This window comes from Chryseobacterium sp. Marseille-Q8038, from assembly GCF_965111995.1.
Map to the genome: position 1 here is coordinate 677278 of NZ_CBCOPN010000001.1, position 19804 is coordinate 697081.

Sequence of the window (19804 nt, forward strand, 5' to 3'; positions counted from 1 at the left end):
AATTCGGAAAAATGAATCAAAATAGAATCTTGCAGCCAACAACTATCGTTATTTTTGGTGCTACAGGAGATCTGGCAAAAAGAAAACTTTTTCCGGCATTTTACAACTTATATATCGATGGCAGAATGCCCAAAGGCTTCAATATTGTAGCGCTGGGAAGGGCAGAAAATACCGATGAAAATTTCAGAAATTACATCAAAGAAAATCTCGAAAGTTTCTCCAGAAAAAAAGTAACATCTGAAGACTGGGCAGGTTTTCAGGCTCATATAACTTATTTTCAGCATCAGCTGGATGAAGAAAGTTCTTATGAAAATCTACAACAGAAGTTACAGAATTTTGATACCGTTTACGGAATGAGAGGCAACAGGTTGTTTTACCTGTCAATTGGCCCTAATTTCATTTCTACGATATCCAATCATATCAAAACTACGTCATTAGCTTCCGATCCGAAAAAAGACCGTATTATTATTGAAAAACCTTTTGGCCACAATAAACAGTCTGCAATCGAACTTAATAGCCTTCTGGCAAAAACCTTTGAGGAAGAACAGATCTACCGTATTGATCACTATCTGGGAAAAGAAACAGTACAAAATATATTGGCATTCCGGTTTGGGAACTCTATTTTTGAACCTTTATGGGATCATAAATATATAGAGTCCGTACAGATTACGGTGGCAGAAGAAGTAGGAGTTGAGACCAGAGGAGCCTTTTATGAACAGACCGGAGCTTTGAGAGATATGATTCAGAATCACCTGTTGCAAATCCTGTGCATGGTAGCTATGGAACCGCCTGCTTCATTGCAGTCAGGGGAAATCAGAGATCGTAAAGTAGATGTTCTGAAATCTATCCGCAGAATTTCTTCAGATCAGGTAGATCATTATGCCGTAAGGGGACAATATGGAAAAGGTATTGTGAATGGAATGGAAGTGAAAGGATATCGTCAGGAAGATGGAATTGCTTCAGATTCCAATACTGAAACTTTTGCTGCGATCAAATTCTACCTGGATAACGAAAGATGGCAGGATGTTCCTTTCTATGTTCGTACCGGAAAGAAAATGAAAGAAAAGCACTCTTATATTACCATTCAGTTTAAACCGCTTCCTCATTCCACATTCTCAGACAGTCCTCATCATTTATCAGCCAACAGACTGATTATTAATATTCAGCCGATGATGGATATCAGACTGCAGTTTATGACGAAGAAACCAGGACTTACCCTGGATTTGAAACCTGCCGAAATGATCTTTGATAATTTTGCCTGTCAGGATGATACTCCGGAAGCTTATGAAACTCTTTTACAGGATGCTCTTTTAGGAGATCTTACCTTATTTATGCGTTCTGATCAGGTGGAAGAAGCGTGGGATGTTGTCACCACAATACAGGAAGCATGGGAAAATAACAAAGACCTGTCTTTCCCGAATTATAAAGCGGGAAGCTGGGGGCCGGAAGATGTTAATGCTTTGGTTGAAAGACAAGGACACAGCTGGGTATAAAACAATATAAAATTTAAACAAAGAAAAATGAATATTACAGTATTTGACGATCTGGAAAAACTGTACGTAAAGGCAGCGGATGCATTTGTTGACCTTTCAAAAAAATCTATTCAGAAAAATGGCCGTTTTGTAGTGGCTTTGAGTGGAGGTTCTTCACCGAAAGCTATTTTTAAGTTATTGGCAGCACCGGAATATAAAGAACAGATAGAGTGGAATAAAGTCTACTTTTTTTGGGTGGATGAAAGATGGGTTCCTTTAAACGATGATAAAAGTAACTTCCGGATGACGGATGAAGCCCTTTTAAGCCAGGTTCCTGTTGATAAAAGCCATGTTTTCCCTATGTATAGTGACGGAAAACTTCCTGAAGAATATGCAAAAACCTATGAACAAGAGATCAGAAATGTTCTTGGTGATGAAGGTATTTTTGATTTTATTCTTTTAGGAATGGGAGATGATGGTCATACAGCCTCATTATTTCCAGGTGAAGAGGTGTTGCATGAAAAAGAAAAATGGGTATCTGCCTATTATCTGAAGCCTCAGGAAATGTTCCGGATCACACTGACCGCACCATTGATTAACAAAGCTGAAAATATTCTTGTAGTAGCCTTTGGAGAATCTAAAAAACATGCTTTGAATGAAGTACTGAATGGTGAATATAATCCTGAATTATATCCAATGCAGCTTATTGAAAGAAAAGAAGGGTTTCAATTTTTCACAGATGAAAAAGCGAAAAGCTGATTTTTTTAACCGTAATAAAATACAAGAGACTGTCCTGAGACAGTCTCTTTTCATATCAACTATTATAATACCGATATCGGCATATACAATCTTCTTTATAAATTCAAAGTTCATTACTTCAAATTTAAAAACAGTATCACTAGAGAAGTAATGATACTGTTGCATTTAGTGTTTTTACCTTAGTTGCTTGTTTTCGAAACCTGTCATTTCCTTCAACTCACATAGTGTTTCTATATAAAATGGTTATTAGTTTGGAGCAAATATACAAAATAAGACACTTCGTAGTGTCTAATAATGAAAAAAATATGTTAATTTTTAATTAATAAATATAAGACATTGTAAAATAGTGTGTTATTGTGAATAATGCCATCCTGAAAATTGGATTAATTGAAAAAAACTGAAATATGATCTATTGGGTAATGATGAATACGGAATGTTCATAAATAAAAACAGCAACACTAGAATGTAGTGATGCCGTATGAGTTATATTTCTCTCAGTGATTGAATAGTAAAATATTTAAACTGAGTGAACTAACGATACAATCTGATCTCTCTTAATCTCATAATTTAGATCATTTGCTTAAAAAAGTGGTTATTAGTTTTTGCAAATATATACATTTAGACACTAAAAAGTGTCTAAAATGAAAAAAATTTCTTAAACTTGCACGATTGAAAGTTTACCATGGAAAGAAAGTCTGCAGCAGGAAGTATCCGGAACAAGGAACGCAGTAAAAAAAAGTTTTTGGACGCGGTTGGAAAAATACTGAGAACCAAAGGATATACTGCCTTGAAAGTGAATAGTATTGCTGCTACAGCCGGGGTAGATAAGAAAATGATCTATTCTTATTTTGGAGGTATAGACGGACTGATCGATGAGTACATCCAGTCACAGGATTACTGGAGCAGGGTAACCACTGAAGAAATTGTGAAAATAAAGCCCAAATTAGATGACGGAGGGAAATCCTTTATGGAAGAAATGCTTTTGTCTCAATTTGATTATGTATACACCAACAAAGAAGCACAAAAACTACTCCTATGGCGTCTGTCTGAACCCCGTAAAGCCTTAAAAAAACTTACCGATACCCAGGAAGAAAACGGAGAATACATCTTTAAGCTGCTGATGGATCCTTATTTTAAAGATAATACTGAAGGTGTACGCTCCATCATGGCGATTATGGTTTCCGGACTTTATTATCTGAATATGTATGCGGCAATAAATGGGAGTATTTTCTGTGGCATCGATGTTAATACTCCTGAGGGAAGGGATAAGATCAAGAAAGCCGTTTCTTTCATGTTACATCATACTTATGAAAATCTGTAAGTGTGTAATTTTTTAAGAATAAAAAACCTTATAAAAAAACAAAACCATTAGAAATCTAATGGTCTGTCTATAAGTTGTGTTTCTACCTTAGTTGTTTCGGGTTCGAAATTGTCTTAAAGTAAGGGAACTCAATAATACAATTTGGATTGTTTTATTTTTCAACCTAATAGTGTTTTAAAATATATAGTTGGTTTTAGTTTGTACAAATATATAAAATAAGACACTGTGAAGTGTGTAAAATGTTGAAATTTTTCTTAATTTTATTTAATTAGCTGAATTTCAATATATTATTTTTTGTAATAGATGTAAATGCTTCTCTGAATAGATACTGAAAGTTCAGTTTAATCTATAAAATATAGAGGAAGATATTTCTATAAAGCAACAAAATGTTTACTAGAAAGAATGGGTCATAAAAAATATCTATAGAAAAGTATTTTATTTAATATGAAACCATTTTTTAAGAAATAAAAACAGCACCACTATGGAAAAAATGATGCTGTTGGTTGTGTTTTTACCTCAGTCGTGAATGTTCGAAATATTTTAAACTGAGGGAACTAACGATACAATCTGAATAGTTTTTAATTTTTTGATCTCGATCGTGTTTTTATATAGAGAATGGTATTAGTTTGTGCAAATATATACAAATAGTTGATATTAGACACTGGTTGGTGTCTAAAATGATAAAAAAATTTCTTAAACTTGTATATTGAATGTTTAGTCATGGAAAGAAAGTCAGCATCAGGGAGTATTAGAAACAAGGAGCGCAGCAAAAAAAAGTTTTTGGATGCAGTGGGGAAAATTCTCAAAACGAAGGGACATGCAGGGTTGAAGATTAATGATATCGCTGCTACTGCCGGGGTAGATAAAAAAATGATCTACACGTATTTTGGCGGAATGGATGGCCTGATGGACGAATATGTCCGTACACAAGACTTCTGGGTGAAAGCAACCAGCGAAGAAGTTGAAAAAATGAAACCCAACCTTGAAGACGGAGGAAAAGAATTTATTCAGCATATGCTTCAGTCACAGTTCGATTATGTATACACCAATAAAGAAGCTCAAAAATTACTGTTGTGGACGATTTCCGAACCTAGAAAATCATTGAAAAAACTGATTGATACTCAGGAAGAAAACGGAGAGTATATCTTCAAATTATTAATGGAATCCCGTTTCAAAGATAAAATGGATACCTATCGTTCCATTATGGCGATCATGGTTTCCGGACTTTATTATCTTAATATGTTTGCCTCCCTAAATGGCAGCCTTTTCTGCGGAATAGATACGAACACTCCAGAAGGACGCGAGAAAATCAAAAAAGCAATATCCTTTATGGTTGATCAGACCTATGAAAACCTTTAATCTATTGTAAAGAACATAATAAAAAGAGGCAGTAGTCTGCCCCTTAAATGGTGGAATTGACGAATAATGGAATTGGCCGGCAATTGCTTATTGAACCAATTCGCAGCTTTGCTTAGTCCTGTGCTATTTTTTCTTTATCAAGTGCTACTTTAGTATTCAGATTACCTCTTATTAAAGTGACTGAACTTGGTTTCCCGTTGGTAAAATCAAACTTCAGCAAATTAGGATAATCAACAATTTTAAACAGCCCATTTTTCAAATACACCAGTTCATTATCATTTTTGCCTTTAAACATTTCTAAAATTGGAGATTCAACATACAGGCGGTTATTTTTTTCTACTATTTTAGTTACCATTTTTTGTGAATAGAGAAAATCATCATAAGTCCCTACCAGTTTCTCTTTTAGCTCTAAAGGTATTTCCTGAATGTTTTCATGATCTGATTCTCCGTTCCAGTTCATCAGGCTCAGAATTTTTCTTTGCGTTTGAATCATCACAGGAATACGATTAGGTTTTTCCCCATTGGCTAGGAATGCAAAACCATTTCCGTCTTTCATTGTCGCAAAAGTATTGCCGCCCACTCCTGTATTGGATCCATTACAAGAAAACCATTCATAATTATTGTATCCAAAAGATTTCTGCCATCCATATCCCCAACCGCCTACTGCATTTTTTAAAGCAGAGACTTCCGTTATTTTTTTTGCTACCTGATGAGAGATCACTTTGTTGTTTTTATTGCGCAATGCATTCTGAATCTCAATCGAAAGTTTAGCAAGATCTGAAGGGGTAGACCAAAGTCCTGATGCTGCCACTTGTGGAGTGATAGGCAAACCGGTTTTAATCACATTACCATCTTTATCATGAACAAGAGCCACATTGGTGGGAAATCCATTTTCGTTGGGCTGAATCATCGTTGTATTTTTCAGACCAAGAGGCGAGAAAATATAGGTATGGGCAAGTTCTGCAATAGATTGATGTAGAGTGTCTTCCAGTGCCATCTGAACAATTACATAACCACCTCCGCTGTACTGCCAGTCAGTTCCCGGAGTAAACAGAAATTCAATTTCTTTATCATATCTGGGTATTTGCCCTAAAAGACTTTGCTGTAGAGTAGGGATCTTTTCACCTTCATAATGATCCTCAAATCCACTCTGGCTTGTACCTGCGGTATGGTTCAGAAATTGTCTCCAGGTTGGACTGTTATTTTCAGTCAGCTTACTTTTTGGCAAGTGCCATCGTTTCAGGTATTTGTCTATAGGTTCATCTAAATTGATTAACCCTTTTTCTTCAAGAATATGGCAAAGAAGCGAGGTAATTGGTTTGGCAATAGATGCCGTGGAAAAAGCGGTATTTTCATCTATCTTTTCTTTAGAATTTATAGATTTTAATCCAAACTGTTTTGAATATACAATCTTATAATTTTCAAAGACAACAAGGCTAAATCCGGAGAGCTTATATTTTCCCAGTTGTGACTCAATATTTAAACTATCTGTAAGAAAGTTATAGTCTTTCTTTCTGGAAATATTCTGCCCAAAAGTAAAAGTGCTTATTAGTAATAGTACTGCTAAAAGATTGAATGAGGTTTTCATTGTATCGTTATTTATGGTTAAACATTATTATGATACAAATGTGAGAAAGCAGCTGATCCTATGCGACCGAGTACATGTAATTGGACGGATTTGATTAAAAAAATACGTACGAATACTTTAGATTCGAAGTACGGGTAATTACAATGTATTGTTTTGTATTGACTTACGGTATTCTGTTGGTGTATTTCCTGTATGTTTTTTAAAAGCAGTATTAAACGAAGATTTTGAATTAAAACCTACTTCATACAAGATTTCAAGAATCGTTACCTTCGTTTTTGTAGCATCTTTTAAAATATCCATAGCATATTCTATCCGATAGGTATTTACGAAATCATAAAAATGCTGCCCTAGCTGATGATTGATTAACACAGATAATTCACGGGTAGGAATTCCAATATGATCAGAAATATTCTGAATGGTTATCGAAGGATTCAGGAATGGTTTTTCTGCGGTCATAAAATGCTTTAATTTCAGAAGCTCCTCATTGTACTCTTTTTCAGGCACAGCTTCAGGCTCATTCTTTTTTTCTTCTGAAACAATATCAGAAACAAGCTTTAATTTTGAATCGATGTTTCTGAATAGACCGGGATTGTTGAGTGCTTTAAACAAATACCAGCACACAATAAACAATTGAGAAACCAGGATTCCGATTTTTATCCACTCCGAGATGTAGGGATAATCTGAGAATTTAAAAATATTTTTTAAAAGTGCGGTTAAATACACAACAGCAAGCACACTGGTGAATTGGAACAGCCAGTGGTAAGAATTGATGTTGGTACCGGAATAGTTCTCGAGATATAATTTTTTTGCTTTTCTCAATAGGATAAAAACAGCCGTAAAATAGATAAATGTCTGAATATGAAAAAGAATATGATTGAACTGGATCTCTATCATATTTTGACGATCCATAATGAAATCAATTTTAGAAGCAGTATCCACTGAATAAAAACGGGGGATCAAAGCGATATTGGCTGCTAAGAAAGGAAGCAGGTGTATGAGATATTTAGGTTTAAATTTAAAATCAGAATAACAAACCGATAGTACATACAGGTAAAAGGTTGGAATCTGCAGAAAGGCAAGAGTGTTTCTGAGCATTCCAAAATTTGAAGGACCATTAGTGATCAGACTCAATAAGGGTTCGCTAATGTCTACTGCAGTGATGATGAGGAACAAAGCAAAAAGAGAATTACTTGTTTTATGCTTTGTTTTAACGGTAATGAGAAAAAATGCAAGAAAAAATGAAACGAACAAAGAGATTATTGTTACAATAATTAATAAATTACTCTTATCCATTTTTTATTTTTTTGTTCATAGTTCAATAGTCTTTCTGGTTTGCAATTGAATTTCGTGAAGCTAAAGTGAGGCTTGAAATTCAAAATGAAACTGTGCAAATATAGACATTAGATTGAAATAATATATTTTTTTAAAAAGATGTTCTGGCTCCCATACTGATGCTCTAAATCATTTGAAGTAACAGTCATGTAAATAAGTGTTTAAAACTTTTTTTGTTCTGGAAAACAGACTGTGAGTGAAGATAAATAATAGGCGAGTACCTGACATTTTACATCAATAGGAGACCTCATAAAGGCCTCCTACTTGATTGGGGGTAGTCATGAAATTAAATACCACCTATTTTTAACAATATTATCCTTTATGATAAGGACACCCTGATGCTGCATCAGAATTCCCGGAAATATTGAAGAACTGCTCTTCAATCACTTTTCTCTGATCCTCAGGAATATCCTGTATTTTACGAAGGGTATTGACCTGGATATGAGGCCAGCTGGTAGTACCGCCGTCATTCCCGAAATCAAATTCAAAGAATACGATTTGCTCATATTGCAGCTGAAGAATCTCTTTTCCATCTTCAATCACTGTTTCAATCCACATGTCCATATCCACCTCAACAGTCGGAACAAAACGATTGACAAAAGGAACATTCAAAACGCCTCCCTGTGCTCCGGTTTTCATCTTGGAAGACATTCTTACATGAACATAATTGCTGACCTTCTGACCTCTTAATGTATCCCTAAGCCTAAGATCAGGACGTACAGAATAAGGATATAAATCGTCTGCCAGTATTCGCTGGGTATAAATCTTGTTTGAACCCTGATCATTAACGTCATTAAGTGTTTCATGAACCCAGGCAGGTGCAGGTTTGTCCAGATCAATGATATTATCCGGTGTTACTCCTGCATTTCCCATTGTACGTGAAATGGAAAGATGATTCGTATCCCATGCCTCTTTACCATAAGGGAATTGAGGTGAGCCTTCGATTAAATAGAACGTTTGGTTGTCCTTATTTTGAGGAATGATATCTCCAAGTAAAGTAATGGTGCTTCCATGAGGAATAACGCCGCTTCTCGAGATAGAGTAGTCCGGAATAAAATAAGGCCCGTCAATTCCTGCTCCCGGTTTTATTTCCTGAGCCGGAATGATTTCATAATAAGGCTGCCCTGGTTGTAGCTGACTTAAAAGAATATATTTAGGGTTGGCCTCTCCGTCTGGAGTAATCCTTACCAAAGGTTCATCTCTGTATTCCCCTGTATAGCCATACTTTGCATCTTCTGTTGAAATAGCATGAATACCGCGGTCTCTTTCAATAGATTCTTTGGTTGCTGCATGATTGTAAACGTCACTCAGCCAAAGATACATTCCGTTTTCTTCATGGATGGGAGTGTATTTTAAAGCGTCCTGTCCCTGTACGGTATTAACACTTTTAATGCTCTGTTCATATTTAACAGCCCCACAGAAAAGTTCACTGGCTCCACCACGGTTACGAACTCCACCCGGAACAATGGAAAAGGTTAACTTTTCAATATATTCTTCACTGTCAAAAGCGAATTTTCCGGGAATTGTTCCTGAATTAGTTCCCGGAGAAGGCATAATCGTAGTATGTACTCCGCTTGCTAATGAAGGCTTGGTAATGTCTTTATTGTAATTAACATTGTAGCTTACCCAGGTTCCATCCAATGCTGCCAGAACTCCATAATCTACACTATTTTCTATGGACTGCAGGTTGTCTTCTCTAAAAGGTCTTACCGGATCATCAATAAGAAGTTTTGAATATCCATCCATTACCTCAGCCAGATTAACCTCATTTTGGCCAGGCATTTTACGGAATAACTGTTCGCCTCCCGCTTCGGGACTCTCTTTTTTTCTTTTAAGCATGATATATCGTTTTTATGGTTATAGATTGATGTATTCGAAAGTTGGGCCTGCATTATTCTGAGCGTCCAATGGTTGTTTCATCAGATTAACGGCCTGTTCTTTCAAGGCATACATATACATAATGGACTTTTCAAGCTCTCTCTGATTTCCTTCTACAGCACTTTGTATAGCATCCAATAAACGCTTGTAGGTTTTATTAAACTCAGCACCTTGAGCATATAATTCTTTATTTTTGATATAATCTTCCAGTTTAGGATTAGGTTTCATCGGATATGCCTCATTCCAGTCTACCGGAAGATCTTTTCCAGTAGGTGGCGTTGTTACAGGCATCATTCCGTTTTCATCCATAAAAGGTTCATAATTTCCTCCCAGATAGAAATGCTCATGGAAAACTTCTTTAAATCTGAAATAATGCGCCAGTTCCGCCCCTTCTTCAAACTGAGAAGGATCAACATCAAAAATAGAATCATCAGCACCTTCTCCCTGTCCTTTAATTTCCTCAAAAACAGCAATTACTCCGGCTAAAGCCTCTACAGAATGTAATTTCCCACCACTTCCGTAATATTGTTCAGGACGGATTTGTTTGGCAGGATTTCCTGTGAAAATTCCTCCGGTATTTAATTCTTCAAAATTCGCAGGAAGTTGTCCGTGTTCTTTGTAGTATGCAATGATTTGGAAAATAACGATATAGAAGAATAAAACATCATAATACTCCCCAATGGTGTGTACATTTTCCATAATGAAGCCCTTCATGTTTTCAAGAGTCCAGAAGTTGTTTTCCTGTACTGAGGCTCTTTGAGTATATAATGCTGAAGTGTCAGTGTCGTGATCATATTTGGGGGCTTTTACCAAAGGCTTGCCTGGACTTTCAATTGCAATAAATGTTGCAATACTGTTGCTTGAGAATGTTTCAAGGCCAACATAGAAATCAACATTCATTGGTAGTTTCATCGGGTAAGTAGGATAGTTTTCCTGTTTGTTGACAGAAGGCTGTATGTCAATAGCATTCAGAACATTACAAACCATAATCAGGTGAAGCATTTCTTCCACAGCAACACTTCTGATAATTTGTGAAGCCAGGGCGTTAGTACCATCCTTGATTGAATACAAAGCAGTAAGGTAAGGTGGAATGGTGGAATGTTCGATAAGAATTGCCGTCTGTAAAAGATCCTGTAAAATCGGTTTATAATCAATTTCGATTAATCCCTTTTTTAATTCTGAAACTCCGGATCCGAACTGTGATTGAAGGTAAGCATTAAATTCTTTGATCTGATTGGTTAGCAGAAGATTAGTTAATGTTTTACTGTGATGCTTTAATCCTTCCATCCAGTCTTCCTTGCTAAGCGTTGAATCAAACAGCAAAGAAGGCAATGAAACGGCCTCAGTAACAACAGCACTTCTGGCTGCCATTCTTCCTGCTGTTAATAACGTTTCCTGTGGTTGAGCGGTTTTATTGATAAGTTTTTGTCTCATGTTGTTATTTTTTAAGTTGAATTTCAAGATCAGCAAGAATAGACTCTACTGAACGGATCGTAAATGCTGATAATGTTAAAGTAGGGTTTGAAGTTCCCAGAGTGGTCATATTTCCAGCTCCTACAATGTATAAGTTAGGGTGATCCCAGGCTTTACAATAGCTGTTGGTAACAGAATCTTCTGCTGTAGAACCCATTCTGTGAGTACCCACGATGTGACCTGCTCCATTGTAAGAATACCTTACCCCATTGTACATCACGGAGTTCATATCTGCTGCAGTATATTTGGTGAAATCTTTAATGCCTAATCTTTTAAACATCTGATCCGAAGCATGTTTTGCCTGTTCCATGGCTTTCATTTCATATTCTGTCAGCTCATAATGAATGACAGGCCGAGGAATTCCCAGAACATCCATGTATTGATCATTAATCGTAACCCTGTTATTGGGATTCGGCAATTGTTCGATTTCAAAATGGAATAATACCTGTTTTGAAAGTCTGTTGGTAAGAGCCTCTCTCAATTCAGCTCCGAAAAGATTCTCCTCGCTGATAAAATAGGCAACATCAGATCCCGGAGAAAATGCCGGCCATCCCCATCCCCAGTTGTCAAGAGGAGAGATCCACGCTGAAAATTCACCTCTGAAGTTCCCGTCACGGAAAGACGAAATGTTTGTTGTAGAACCAGGCCCTCTGTATGGATAAACCGGTTCAGGGAAAAGCCCCCAGGTCAGCATTACCATATGATCCATCAGGTTTCTTCCCACCTGATCACTGCTGTTGGCCGCGGTTTTTACACCGTTTTGAGTAGTATATGGGGAATTCAGCAAAATCTTTGGGTTTTCAAAAGCATTAGCAGCAAGAATTACGATAGCATCTGAAGTGTCTATAGATTCTTCAATGAAATCTGTTTTCTCTTTTGAGGTATATCTTCTCAGATGAACTTTGGAAATTTTATCCTTATCATTCTGGTCAACGCTCAATCTGTAAACCACACTCTGAGCCTGAATCTGCATGTATGGATTACGCTTAAGGTTTTCGTGATCATTAAGTTTATATAAAGCTTTTTTCAAAGTCTTTAGCGCATTGTATTTAGCCTGAACAGGACAGATGGGAACACAGGAAGCATTCCCTTCACAACGTTCTCCCATATAAGGATTCCATACGGAACCTAATGCTTTATATTCTTCTTTTTCAGAACTGTCTAAAACCAGTTTATATCCTGATTCTTTTGGTTCGGCTTTGATGATCTTTGTTTTTCCGTATTTTGGATTGGGGATAGAGTTTCTTCCCTGTGGAGAAGGTACCATCATTAAAGGAATCTCTCCAGAACTTAGTTTCACACTTGTCCCTTTAAGTCCTTCAATAATCTTATGATCCATATAACTCTGAGGAATTTCCTCCATCGGGAATACATAATTTCCATAATATTTTTCCATATTCTCATCAATAGGATATTCCTGTCTTGAAACATCTCCGGAAACTCCGATTTCAAATTCCGCCATTTCATAATAAGGCCTTAATTCCTCATAGTCAATAGGCCAGTTGATAGGCGTTTTTTCTTGAGAATCCGGCTTGTGTATTGTAATTCCATATTTCTCGGTGAGTTTGAAATCGTTTGGAAGCATTCTTGGTGTAGTTCCCAGCCAGTGAAGGGTAGTTCCGCCTCCCACTCTTATGGCATCACTTGCAAAAGGCATGGGCCCAAACTGAACCAGATATCCTTTTTTATCAGGAAACGGCTGAACAATATGTTCCATATCCAGAACATTGGGAGAAGGAGCTTGTTTTAAATTTGGATAAGGTGAATTGGGAACCTTGGCTTCCTCCCGATAAAAAGTACGTATATATTCATTGTAAGTGGTCATTGAGGATACGGAATCCAGTTCCAGCCCAGCTTCCAGTCCTGCCTCATACATGAGTATTGATATTTCCTTGATGGTATCCGATTTTCCGGCATCTGCACGGTGAATCATTTTTCCTTTTGCTGCATCAAATACATGATCAGACAGTAGTTTTGCGATCAATGATCCTGCGATCCCCGTTCCTACGATGATCACATCTTTTTTGTTATGGGTCTGGTTCATGAGTTGCTGTTTACAGGTTTAATATTCCATGATTTGTAGCCAGGTTGTTTTGCTCCTGGCGGATGAGAGTGCATCAGATTCCAGACAAGACCTTCTTGGTAAGAAAGATCATTGATGTAACTGCCTTCCCAGGTTCCCAAATACCACATGGTGATTACTTTTCCGGCGATCTCATTCATTCCTGCATTACCAATAATTTCGGATTGAATGGCCTTTTTTAATTCCTCTTCACCGGAAGAATTTTCAAGAATATTTTTAGATACGGTAAGGAATTCTACAAAAGTGGCGGCTTCTAAACTTTTTAAAACATAAGTGTAATAGGTTTCCGCAAGACCTGTGGATTGTAGTTCGTTTACCGTAAATCCCGCGAGCGCTTCCGAGATAGACATAAACACGTCGAAATAATAATCGTCGACGTTGAGAATTTTGTTAATAATATTCATTTCGTTAAAAATTTGGGTTAGATATCTTCAATTCCCTTCAACAGGAGGGCATCAAGCCGATTGATCTACAGCTGCAAGATTTTTCAGATACCATCCCTTTTTCCGAAATGATTGAATGTATTTCAAGCGATCCATAGTAACCAGTTTTTGTTTATCCGAAATTAATCAGATCCCGGCAGATAAGATTCAGTATTTCTACGTAATTTATGTTAACGGTAATTTGAAAAATTATAAAATAACCCTTTGTAGCAAAGGGTTTCAAGGGGTTTTGTTTTCACCTAGTTTAGAATTAATTTAAATAATGTGGTATTGAAACAGAGTACGATATTAAAGGGAATCGATTCAATTGAATTTAAAAAATAATAATAAATTGACGATCAGGATGTAACGAAAGTGAAGCTATGGTAGTCTAATCAATATGAGTTAACTTTTTGCTAAACAGTTATCCCAGATAAAACCAATTACTATTGACCATGAAAAGATTTTCACTTACTTTATTGTGCTTTGCTTCCTCTCTTTTTTCTGCACAGGGATTGAACAGCCAGAAAGAAACAGGTACGAATTTGTCCAAAAATATAAATGAGCAGCCGGTACATCAATCTGTTCAGCTGGAGACAGATAAAGTATTCAATAAATTAGTGAACCTAAGAAGAACATTCCATGAAAATCCTGAATTGGCCGGTAAGGAAAAGCAAACTCAGGAAAAAATTAAACAGTATCTGCTGGATCTGGGACTGGAAGTTCAAACAGACCATTACGGGTATAGCGTTGTAGGGATTTTGAAAGGAGATAAAAAAGGCAAAAAAATAGCCTGGAGATCAGACATGGATGCACTACCGAATGATTATCCGGATCCGGAGGTTTTCAAATCAAAAGTAAAGGGAGTTCAGCATGGGTGTGGTCATGATATTCACATGGCAATCGGGTTAGGAATTGCTGAGGTTCTTTCCAAAAATAGAAAATCTTTAAAGGGAACAGTATATTTTATATTTCAACCTGAAGAGGAAAGCTTTAAAGGCGCGAAGGAACTGCTTAATAATGGATTGCTTTCTAAAATAAACCCTGATGAAATCTATGGGCTTCATGTGACGGCTACTCCTGTTGGCCAGATCATGGTGAAACCCAGTGAAATGTTTGCCTATCAGAAGAAAATAAGGATTCAGTTAAAAAAAGGACTATCTGAAGAGGAACTCAATGGTTTAACAAAAAAGATCAGTAATTCTTTATTTCGGGCTTCTTCCGGAAGCAAACCCTGGGAAATACAGTCTATTGTTGATCCTAAAATAGGGTTGACCAATCCTGATACTATTTTCAAAGATTATCTTTTCACAGATGGAAAATTCAATACTTATTCTAAGAATAATGAATCTTTTCTTGAAGCCTACCTGTATGAGACGAATGCTTCCAATGTAGATAAAATAATTCCTGAAGTTCAGAAGATTGTTGAAGATAGTGGATATAAAAATCAGCTGCTTTCCGTTTCATTTGTTCAGGAAAACCCAACGGTTATCAATAATGAAAAACTGACAAAATCGGCAATAGAAACTCTTCAGAATCTTTATGGAAAAAATGCTGTTGCATCAGATTATGGTCAAGTTCCGTTTTTTAATGATGATTTTGCTTATTTTCAACAAAAAATACCTGGAGTTTACTTTTTCCTTGGAGGATCCAATTTTGAAAAAGGAGTAATAGCGATGAATCATTCTCCTAATTTCCAAGTGGATGAGGAGAGCATCAGAACCGGAGTGAAAAGTTTTTCATCATTATTGATAGAACGCCTTAACAGAAACTAATTCTTGACAGCAATCGCATCTATCTCAAACAACATTCCGGGTAAAGCGAGCTGACTTACCGGAATAAGTGTACTGGTAGGCAAGAATGAATGATTCCATACTTTCTTCGCTTCATCCGCCCATATTTCAAGTTTTTCCTGATTGTGATCCACAATGAGTAAGGTAATTTTGACAATATTCTCGAATGTCATGTCATGGCTTTTTAGCACAATTTTCAGGTTTTTCAAAGCATCCTGAACCTGGGTTTTAAAGTCATCCGCCAATTCATGATTTTCCCCGACACCTCCGCTCTGCCCGGAAATAAAGCACATCTGAGAAGGAGATTCTATAGAAATGCTGTGTGAGAAACCATAAGGGCCAGGATTAAATAATTCAGCAGGATTAATCAATACAGCTTGTTTATTGCTTTCCATAATCTTTCATTTAATGAGGTAAAGATGAGAGATAAAAATTGAAAAACTCTTTACATATGTTGAGAAAAATATTCTTTTATTTGGGTAAAGTTCCCTTTCAATTAAAATGGAATTCAAATAAAAAATGCTGTCTCAAAAGTTTCATTCTGAATAGGCCGGAAGTCTGTGAACACAACCCGGAAATGTAATGAAGAATTTCATTTTTGAGACAGCCTTATTAAATTTTTTACTCTACAACAATACTTTCAATCCCTTTTTGCAAAGCCGTTTCCTGAATGACAGGAACAGAAAGACCTTCTGCGCGTACTACAGAAATATCCGTCATTCCCATAAATCCAAGAGTTTGTTTTAAGTAAGGAACAACAAAATCATAAGCCTGTCTTTCCCCTTCCGAATATACTCCGCCACTGGAAAAAGCCAGATATACTTTTTTGTTTTTTACCAAACCTTCAGGACCGTTTTCACTGTAGCTGAAAGTTTTTCCTGCTCTGGCAATATGATCTAACCATGATTTCAGGGTAGAAGTGATGCTGAAATTGTACAATGGAGCTTCGATAATAATAATATCGGCTTCATGCAGTTCGTCAATGACTGTATCTGAAAGTTTTACCGTTTCCCATTGTTCAGAAGTACGGTTTTCAGCAGGAGTGAAAAATGCATTGATATGTGCTTCTTCTAAATGAGGAAAAAGAGGATTCGCCAAATCACGTTTTTTAAAAACACTGTCAGGATATTTTGTTGTAATTTTTTCCACAACGGCATTTCCCAGTTTTTTACTGATTGATGATTCGCTTCTTGGGCTTGAGACAATATGAAGTACTCGTTTCATTTTTTATTTTTTTTAAAATTGATGTTTCAAAATTATTTATATTTACTAATAAAAAGATAGTAGTTACCAAAAGGTTAGTAATAACATTTAGGTTAGTAATAAGCTAAAACAGAAACAATGGAAGAAGAAAAAATAGTGTATTCAAGGCCGCAATGCAGTACTCATCTGTCTGCTACAGAGGATGCTTTGTATGTTTTAGGAGGCAGATGGACCATCCGCGTAATGATTGCTATTTTAGGTGGACATACGCGTTTCAATGAGCTGCAGAGAACCATCAAAGGAATTTCAGCAAGGGTATTATCCAGCGAATTAAAAAAACTGGAGGTAAATCATCTGGTTGAAAGAACGGTTATTACAGATCAGAAACCGGTATTGGTAGAATATGTTCCCACAGAATATAGCGAATCACTGAAAGATGTTATTGCTGCTCTGGCAGATTGGGGAGCAAAACATAAAAAGAAAATTACTGCCTGATAATAAAATAGAAGAGTAGTGTTGAGGTTAGAGAATACTGTATTTTGTGGTATTTGTTAAGTTGCAGCATTGCTTATACTTTAAGTATTTTTACTCAAATTAATAATAACAAGATGGTCATAGGTGAAGACTTATTATTTTCCTACGGAGCCACTCTGGAAAATTATGAAGCCGGAGATGCTGTTTTTCAGGAAGGTACCGTAGCAAAATATTATTTTCAGATCAGATACGGCACTGTGAAGCTGAATACGTTTTTAGAAGACGGAAAAGAATTTGTTCACGGGCTGCCTTTTGATGGGCATTGCATTGGTGAAAGCTATTTATTTACTGATCATCACTATGCTATTAATGCCATTGCCGTTACCCAATGTGAAATCATTAAAATTTCCAAAACAAAAATTCTTGAAATCCTGCTGGAAAATCCAGAATTGCTACTTGAAATTAATAAATACATGGCAGACAGAATGCATTTCAGATTTATGATTTCCAGTTTTCTGGCCATTTCGGATCCCATTGTAAAGCTCACAAAGCTTTTTGATCATATTAAAAAGTATTTCGGATTCGTAGAAGCGTATTCATTTCTGATTCCCTATACGAGACAGCAAATAGCAACCTTAACCGGTCTTCGGGTGGAAACGGTGATCAGATATGTCAAAAAAATGGAGGAACAGAAAATGGTTAAAATTGAAAGTACTAAAATTTATTATTAGCTTTCAGTAATTCAAACGAAGTTCTTTATTATTTTAAAATTAAAACAGGCTGATGCGTATTTTGGTAAATTCCTTCAGAAATACTTCTGCTTGCCAGATAATACAGGAAGCTGTGCTTACCAGGTAACGCAATGATGAGATCTGCCTCATTTGATGCGGCAAAAGACAGGATTCCATTAATGACGTTTTCATCATGAGAATAATGAATGCTGCTTGGGATTTCTGTTAAATGTTCACGGATATAGTCTTCCAGTTCTTTTTTATAGTCTTCATTCTCTTTTTCATTGTTGTTGATATTTAAAAATGACAATCGTACATCCTGCTTATGAATAACAGATTTGTGATGAAATAATCTTTCTAATCTTTTAATTCCTTTAATATCACAAGGAATAAAGATATTCTTAATAGGAGTGTAATGATAGCTGTTAGGAACAATTAAGGTCTTCACAGGGCTTGTTCTTGCAATACTTATAATATTATCAGAAACAAAACTCTCAGTACTGGAAGTCTGATCATCACTTCCCAAAATAATCAATTCCACAGACGGCTGATTTTTTAAAAGCTCATTAATACTTCTGGTAATGACCCAGTCACTTAAAATCCTGGAAACTTTTATATCAGGGGACTTTTCGGTAATAATATTGCTTAAGTGGTCAAATAATGATTCCGTTCTCTGCAGTAAATTATTTACACTTTCTTCATTCACAAAGGAATGCCCTTCTGCAATATGCAGGTAGTCAAACTCAGATTCACCTGCTGTTTTTAGTAGGATAATGTTTTGATATTCGTAGGTTTTTGCCCAATCTGCGGCAATTCTTACTGCATTTTCCGTAGTTGATGTAAAATCAATGGGTACAAGGATTGTTCTCATATGCTATCATGTTTTGATCCCGGTTCTTCCAGGTTTGCGGTCATTTTTTTTACTAAAAGCAGTGCTTTGTTAATCTCTTCTTCGTCTATAGTACCTGCTGCCTTTTTATAAAGATCCAATGCCCAGGGATAAACGGTTTCTACAATCTGTTTCCCTTTCTGAGTCAAAAAGATCTGTTTATTTCTCCTGTCGTTTTTATCAGCTATCCTTTCCACTAAATCCCTTTTTACAAGGCTATTGATGAGGTAGGTAATGCTTGATTTGTCTTTACTTACTTTATTCCCGATTTCCTGCTGATTGATGCCATTGTTGCGTGAAAGAAGTCCCAGAATTTCAATCAGTTCAAAAGACAGATCCGGATCATATTCATTAATACTGTTCTGGATTTTCTGCCGGAGACGGCTTTTCATTTCACTCATCGCCAGACCAAGTTCCAGAGCCAGTTCTGATCTATTATTTTGTTTTGCAAGCATACTTTATAATTAATAATGATACAGCAGTATAAAATCGATATCCAAAAGGATTTTAGCATGACTTATCCTAACAAATATACGAAAAATTAGTTTTAATTAAAACTAATTGAAGGTAAAGTATTCTATAACAAGAGATAAAAAATGAAAAAATAAATCTTCAGGAACAAATTTTGTAGTCAGATAACTATTAATTAAAAAAGGATATGTCTGTAATTGTGTTAAAAAGGATTTACGAAACGCCGTCCTCAGACGATGGCTGCCGTATTCTGATAGATCGTCTCTGGCCAAGAGGGCTTTCAAAAGAAAATGCTGATCTTGATGAATGGGATAAAGACATTGCGCCATCAACAGAATTAAGACTGTGGTTTCATCACGATCCTGCGTTATGGCAAGAATTTTCAGAAAAATATATGAAAGAACTTCATGAAAGTAATCTCGGGAAAGACTTTCTGAAACGTCATGAGAATCAGGAAAAAATTACATTGTTATATGCTGCTAAAGATGAAGCCCACTGTCATGCCATCATTGTAAAAAAGTATCTTGAAAGTATAAAATAAAAGAAAAAGCAGAGA

At 36.1% G+C, this 19804-nt stretch carries 18 protein-coding genes; 8 read left to right on the forward strand and 10 right to left on the reverse strand.

Annotated elements, in window-relative coordinates; all coding sequences use genetic code 11:
- Positions 1 to 11 precede the first annotated feature (11 nt).
- The 4 genes from zwf to ACWPWS_RS03130 all read left to right on the forward strand — a co-directional run bounded on the left by zwf (position 12) and on the right by ACWPWS_RS03130 (position 4911).
- Positions 12 to 1493 (forward strand): glucose-6-phosphate dehydrogenase, encoded by a 1482-nt coding sequence (zwf, locus tag ACWPWS_RS03115; protein ID WP_454045460.1) that lies wholly within the window; start codon positions 12 to 14, stop codon positions 1491 to 1493.
- A 27-nt stretch (positions 1494 to 1520) separates the two neighbouring features.
- Complete coding sequence (pgl, locus tag ACWPWS_RS03120; protein ID WP_454045461.1) at positions 1521 to 2231, forward strand: 6-phosphogluconolactonase; 711 nt, start codon at positions 1521 to 1523, stop codon at positions 2229 to 2231.
- A gap of 682 nt (positions 2232 to 2913) precedes the next feature.
- Positions 2914 to 3552: a TetR/AcrR family transcriptional regulator gene (locus tag ACWPWS_RS03125; RefSeq protein ID WP_454045462.1), complete on the forward strand. Its 639-nt coding sequence runs from the start codon at positions 2914 to 2916 to the stop codon at positions 3550 to 3552.
- A 720-nt stretch (positions 3553 to 4272) separates the two neighbouring features.
- Positions 4273 to 4911 carry a TetR/AcrR family transcriptional regulator gene (locus tag ACWPWS_RS03130; protein WP_209784126.1) on the forward strand — a complete coding sequence of 213 codons (639 nt, stop codon included), beginning with the start codon at positions 4273 to 4275 and terminating at the stop codon, positions 4909 to 4911.
- 112 nt (positions 4912 to 5023) lie between these two features.
- Here ACWPWS_RS03130 and ACWPWS_RS03135 read toward each other — a convergent pair whose 3' ends face one another.
- The 6 genes from ACWPWS_RS03135 to ACWPWS_RS03160 form a co-directional block, all read right to left on the reverse strand.
- Positions 5024 to 6499, reverse strand: a complete 1476-nt coding sequence (locus tag ACWPWS_RS03135; protein WP_454045463.1) for a serine hydrolase domain-containing protein — start codon at positions 6497 to 6499, stop codon at positions 5024 to 5026.
- Between the two features lie 138 nt (positions 6500 to 6637).
- Entirely contained in the window at positions 6638 to 7792 is a 1155-nt protein-coding gene (locus ACWPWS_RS03140; RefSeq protein WP_454045464.1) for a helix-turn-helix domain-containing protein, read from the reverse strand.
- Between the two features lie 351 nt (positions 7793 to 8143).
- Positions 8144 to 9670 carry a peroxidase, FMP-type gene (locus ACWPWS_RS03145; protein WP_209784129.1) on the reverse strand — a complete coding sequence of 509 codons (1527 nt, stop codon included), beginning with the start codon at positions 9668 to 9670 and terminating at the stop codon, positions 8144 to 8146.
- An 18-nt stretch (positions 9671 to 9688) separates the two neighbouring features.
- Positions 9689 to 11143, reverse strand: coding sequence for a ferritin-like domain-containing protein (locus ACWPWS_RS03150; protein WP_454045465.1), 1455 nt, complete (start codon positions 11141 to 11143; stop codon positions 9689 to 9691).
- 4 nt (positions 11144 to 11147) lie between these two features.
- Positions 11148 to 13226 carry a GMC oxidoreductase gene (locus ACWPWS_RS03155; RefSeq protein WP_454045466.1) on the reverse strand — a complete coding sequence of 693 codons (2079 nt, stop codon included), beginning with the start codon at positions 13224 to 13226 and terminating at the stop codon, positions 11148 to 11150.
- Positions 13223 to 13669: a hypothetical protein gene (locus ACWPWS_RS03160; RefSeq protein ID WP_454045467.1), complete on the reverse strand. Its 447-nt coding sequence runs from the start codon at positions 13667 to 13669 to the stop codon at positions 13223 to 13225. The genes ACWPWS_RS03155 and ACWPWS_RS03160 overlap by 4 nt, the downstream gene beginning before the upstream one ends.
- Positions 13670 to 14142: 473 nt before the next feature.
- Here ACWPWS_RS03160 and ACWPWS_RS03165 point away from each other — a divergent pair, with 473 nt between their 5' ends.
- A complete protein-coding gene (locus ACWPWS_RS03165) occupies positions 14143 to 15462 on the forward strand; it encodes a M20 metallopeptidase family protein (RefSeq protein WP_454045468.1) in 1320 nt (439 codons plus the stop codon).
- On the opposite strand, the gene ACWPWS_RS03170 is transcribed toward ACWPWS_RS03165, so the two are convergent.
- Complete coding sequence (locus tag ACWPWS_RS03170; protein WP_454045469.1) at positions 15459 to 15875, reverse strand: RidA family protein; 417 nt, start codon at positions 15873 to 15875, stop codon at positions 15459 to 15461. The genes ACWPWS_RS03165 and ACWPWS_RS03170 overlap by 4 nt on opposite strands.
- A gap of 226 nt (positions 15876 to 16101) precedes the next feature.
- Entirely contained in the window at positions 16102 to 16704 is a 603-nt protein-coding gene (locus ACWPWS_RS03175; protein ID WP_454045470.1) for an FMN-dependent NADH-azoreductase, read from the reverse strand.
- A gap of 117 nt (positions 16705 to 16821) precedes the next feature.
- Between ACWPWS_RS03175 and ACWPWS_RS03180 the strand changes: the two genes are divergently transcribed.
- Positions 16822 to 17178 (forward strand): winged helix-turn-helix transcriptional regulator, encoded by a 357-nt coding sequence (locus tag ACWPWS_RS03180; protein ID WP_105681991.1) that lies wholly within the window; start codon positions 16822 to 16824, stop codon positions 17176 to 17178.
- Positions 17179 to 17291: 113 nt separating this feature from the next.
- The gene (locus ACWPWS_RS03185; protein ID WP_454045471.1) at positions 17292 to 17888 is read left to right on the forward strand and encodes a Crp/Fnr family transcriptional regulator; all 597 of its coding nucleotides are present in this window, start codon (positions 17292 to 17294) and stop codon (positions 17886 to 17888) included.
- Between the two features lie 28 nt (positions 17889 to 17916).
- Here the strand turns inward: ACWPWS_RS03185 and ACWPWS_RS03190 are convergent, their stop codons facing one another.
- Both ACWPWS_RS03190 and ACWPWS_RS03195 read right to left on the reverse strand, forming a co-directional pair.
- Entirely contained in the window at positions 17917 to 18759 is an 843-nt protein-coding gene (locus tag ACWPWS_RS03190; protein WP_454045472.1) for a universal stress protein, read from the reverse strand.
- A complete protein-coding gene (locus tag ACWPWS_RS03195) occupies positions 18756 to 19232 on the reverse strand; it encodes a MarR family winged helix-turn-helix transcriptional regulator (RefSeq protein WP_454045473.1) in 477 nt (158 codons plus the stop codon). The genes ACWPWS_RS03190 and ACWPWS_RS03195 overlap by 4 nt, the downstream gene beginning before the upstream one ends.
- 203 nt (positions 19233 to 19435) lie before the next feature.
- On the opposite strand from ACWPWS_RS03195, the gene ACWPWS_RS03200 reads away from it, so the two are divergent.
- The gene (locus ACWPWS_RS03200) at positions 19436 to 19789 is read left to right on the forward strand and encodes a DUF488 domain-containing protein (RefSeq protein ID WP_454045474.1); all 354 of its coding nucleotides are present in this window, start codon (positions 19436 to 19438) and stop codon (positions 19787 to 19789) included.
- Positions 19790 to 19804 lie beyond the last annotated feature (15 nt).

Coding starts and splice junctions, on each gene's coding strand:
- ACWPWS_RS03170 (WP_454045469.1), bottom strand. CDS start 15,875: ATGGAAAGCAATAAACAAGCTGTATTGATTAATCCTGCTGAATTATTT.
- ACWPWS_RS03180 (WP_105681991.1), top strand. CDS start 16,822: ATGGAAGAAGAAAAAATAGTGTATTCAAGGCCGCAATGCAGTACTCAT.
- pgl (WP_454045461.1), top strand. CDS start 1,521: ATGAATATTACAGTATTTGACGATCTGGAAAAACTGTACGTAAAGGCA.
- ACWPWS_RS03165 (WP_454045468.1), top strand. CDS start 14,143: ATGAAAAGATTTTCACTTACTTTATTGTGCTTTGCTTCCTCTCTTTTT.
- zwf (WP_454045460.1), top strand. CDS start 12: ATGAATCAAAATAGAATCTTGCAGCCAACAACTATCGTTATTTTTGGT.
- ACWPWS_RS03200 (WP_454045474.1), top strand. CDS start 19,436: ATGTCTGTAATTGTGTTAAAAAGGATTTACGAAACGCCGTCCTCAGAC.
- ACWPWS_RS03160 (WP_454045467.1), bottom strand. CDS start 13,669: ATGAATATTATTAACAAAATTCTCAACGTCGACGATTATTATTTCGAC.
- ACWPWS_RS03190 (WP_454045472.1), bottom strand. CDS start 18,759: ATGAGAACAATCCTTGTACCCATTGATTTTACATCAACTACGGAAAAT.
- ACWPWS_RS03130 (WP_209784126.1), top strand. CDS start 4,273: ATGGAAAGAAAGTCAGCATCAGGGAGTATTAGAAACAAGGAGCGCAGC.
- ACWPWS_RS03125 (WP_454045462.1), top strand. CDS start 2,914: ATGGAAAGAAAGTCTGCAGCAGGAAGTATCCGGAACAAGGAACGCAGT.
- ACWPWS_RS03135 (WP_454045463.1), bottom strand. CDS start 6,499: ATGAAAACCTCATTCAATCTTTTAGCAGTACTATTACTAATAAGCACT.
- ACWPWS_RS03140 (WP_454045464.1), bottom strand. CDS start 7,792: ATGGATAAGAGTAATTTATTAATTATTGTAACAATAATCTCTTTGTTC.
- ACWPWS_RS03195 (WP_454045473.1), bottom strand. CDS start 19,232: ATGCTTGCAAAACAAAATAATAGATCAGAACTGGCTCTGGAACTTGGT.
- ACWPWS_RS03145 (WP_209784129.1), bottom strand. CDS start 9,670: ATGCTTAAAAGAAAAAAAGAGAGTCCCGAAGCGGGAGGCGAACAGTTA.
- ACWPWS_RS03155 (WP_454045466.1), bottom strand. CDS start 13,226: ATGAACCAGACCCATAACAAAAAAGATGTGATCATCGTAGGAACGGGG.
- ACWPWS_RS03185 (WP_454045471.1), top strand. CDS start 17,292: ATGGTCATAGGTGAAGACTTATTATTTTCCTACGGAGCCACTCTGGAA.
- ACWPWS_RS03175 (WP_454045470.1), bottom strand. CDS start 16,704: ATGAAACGAGTACTTCATATTGTCTCAAGCCCAAGAAGCGAATCATCA.
- ACWPWS_RS03150 (WP_454045465.1), bottom strand. CDS start 11,143: ATGAGACAAAAACTTATCAATAAAACCGCTCAACCACAGGAAACGTTA.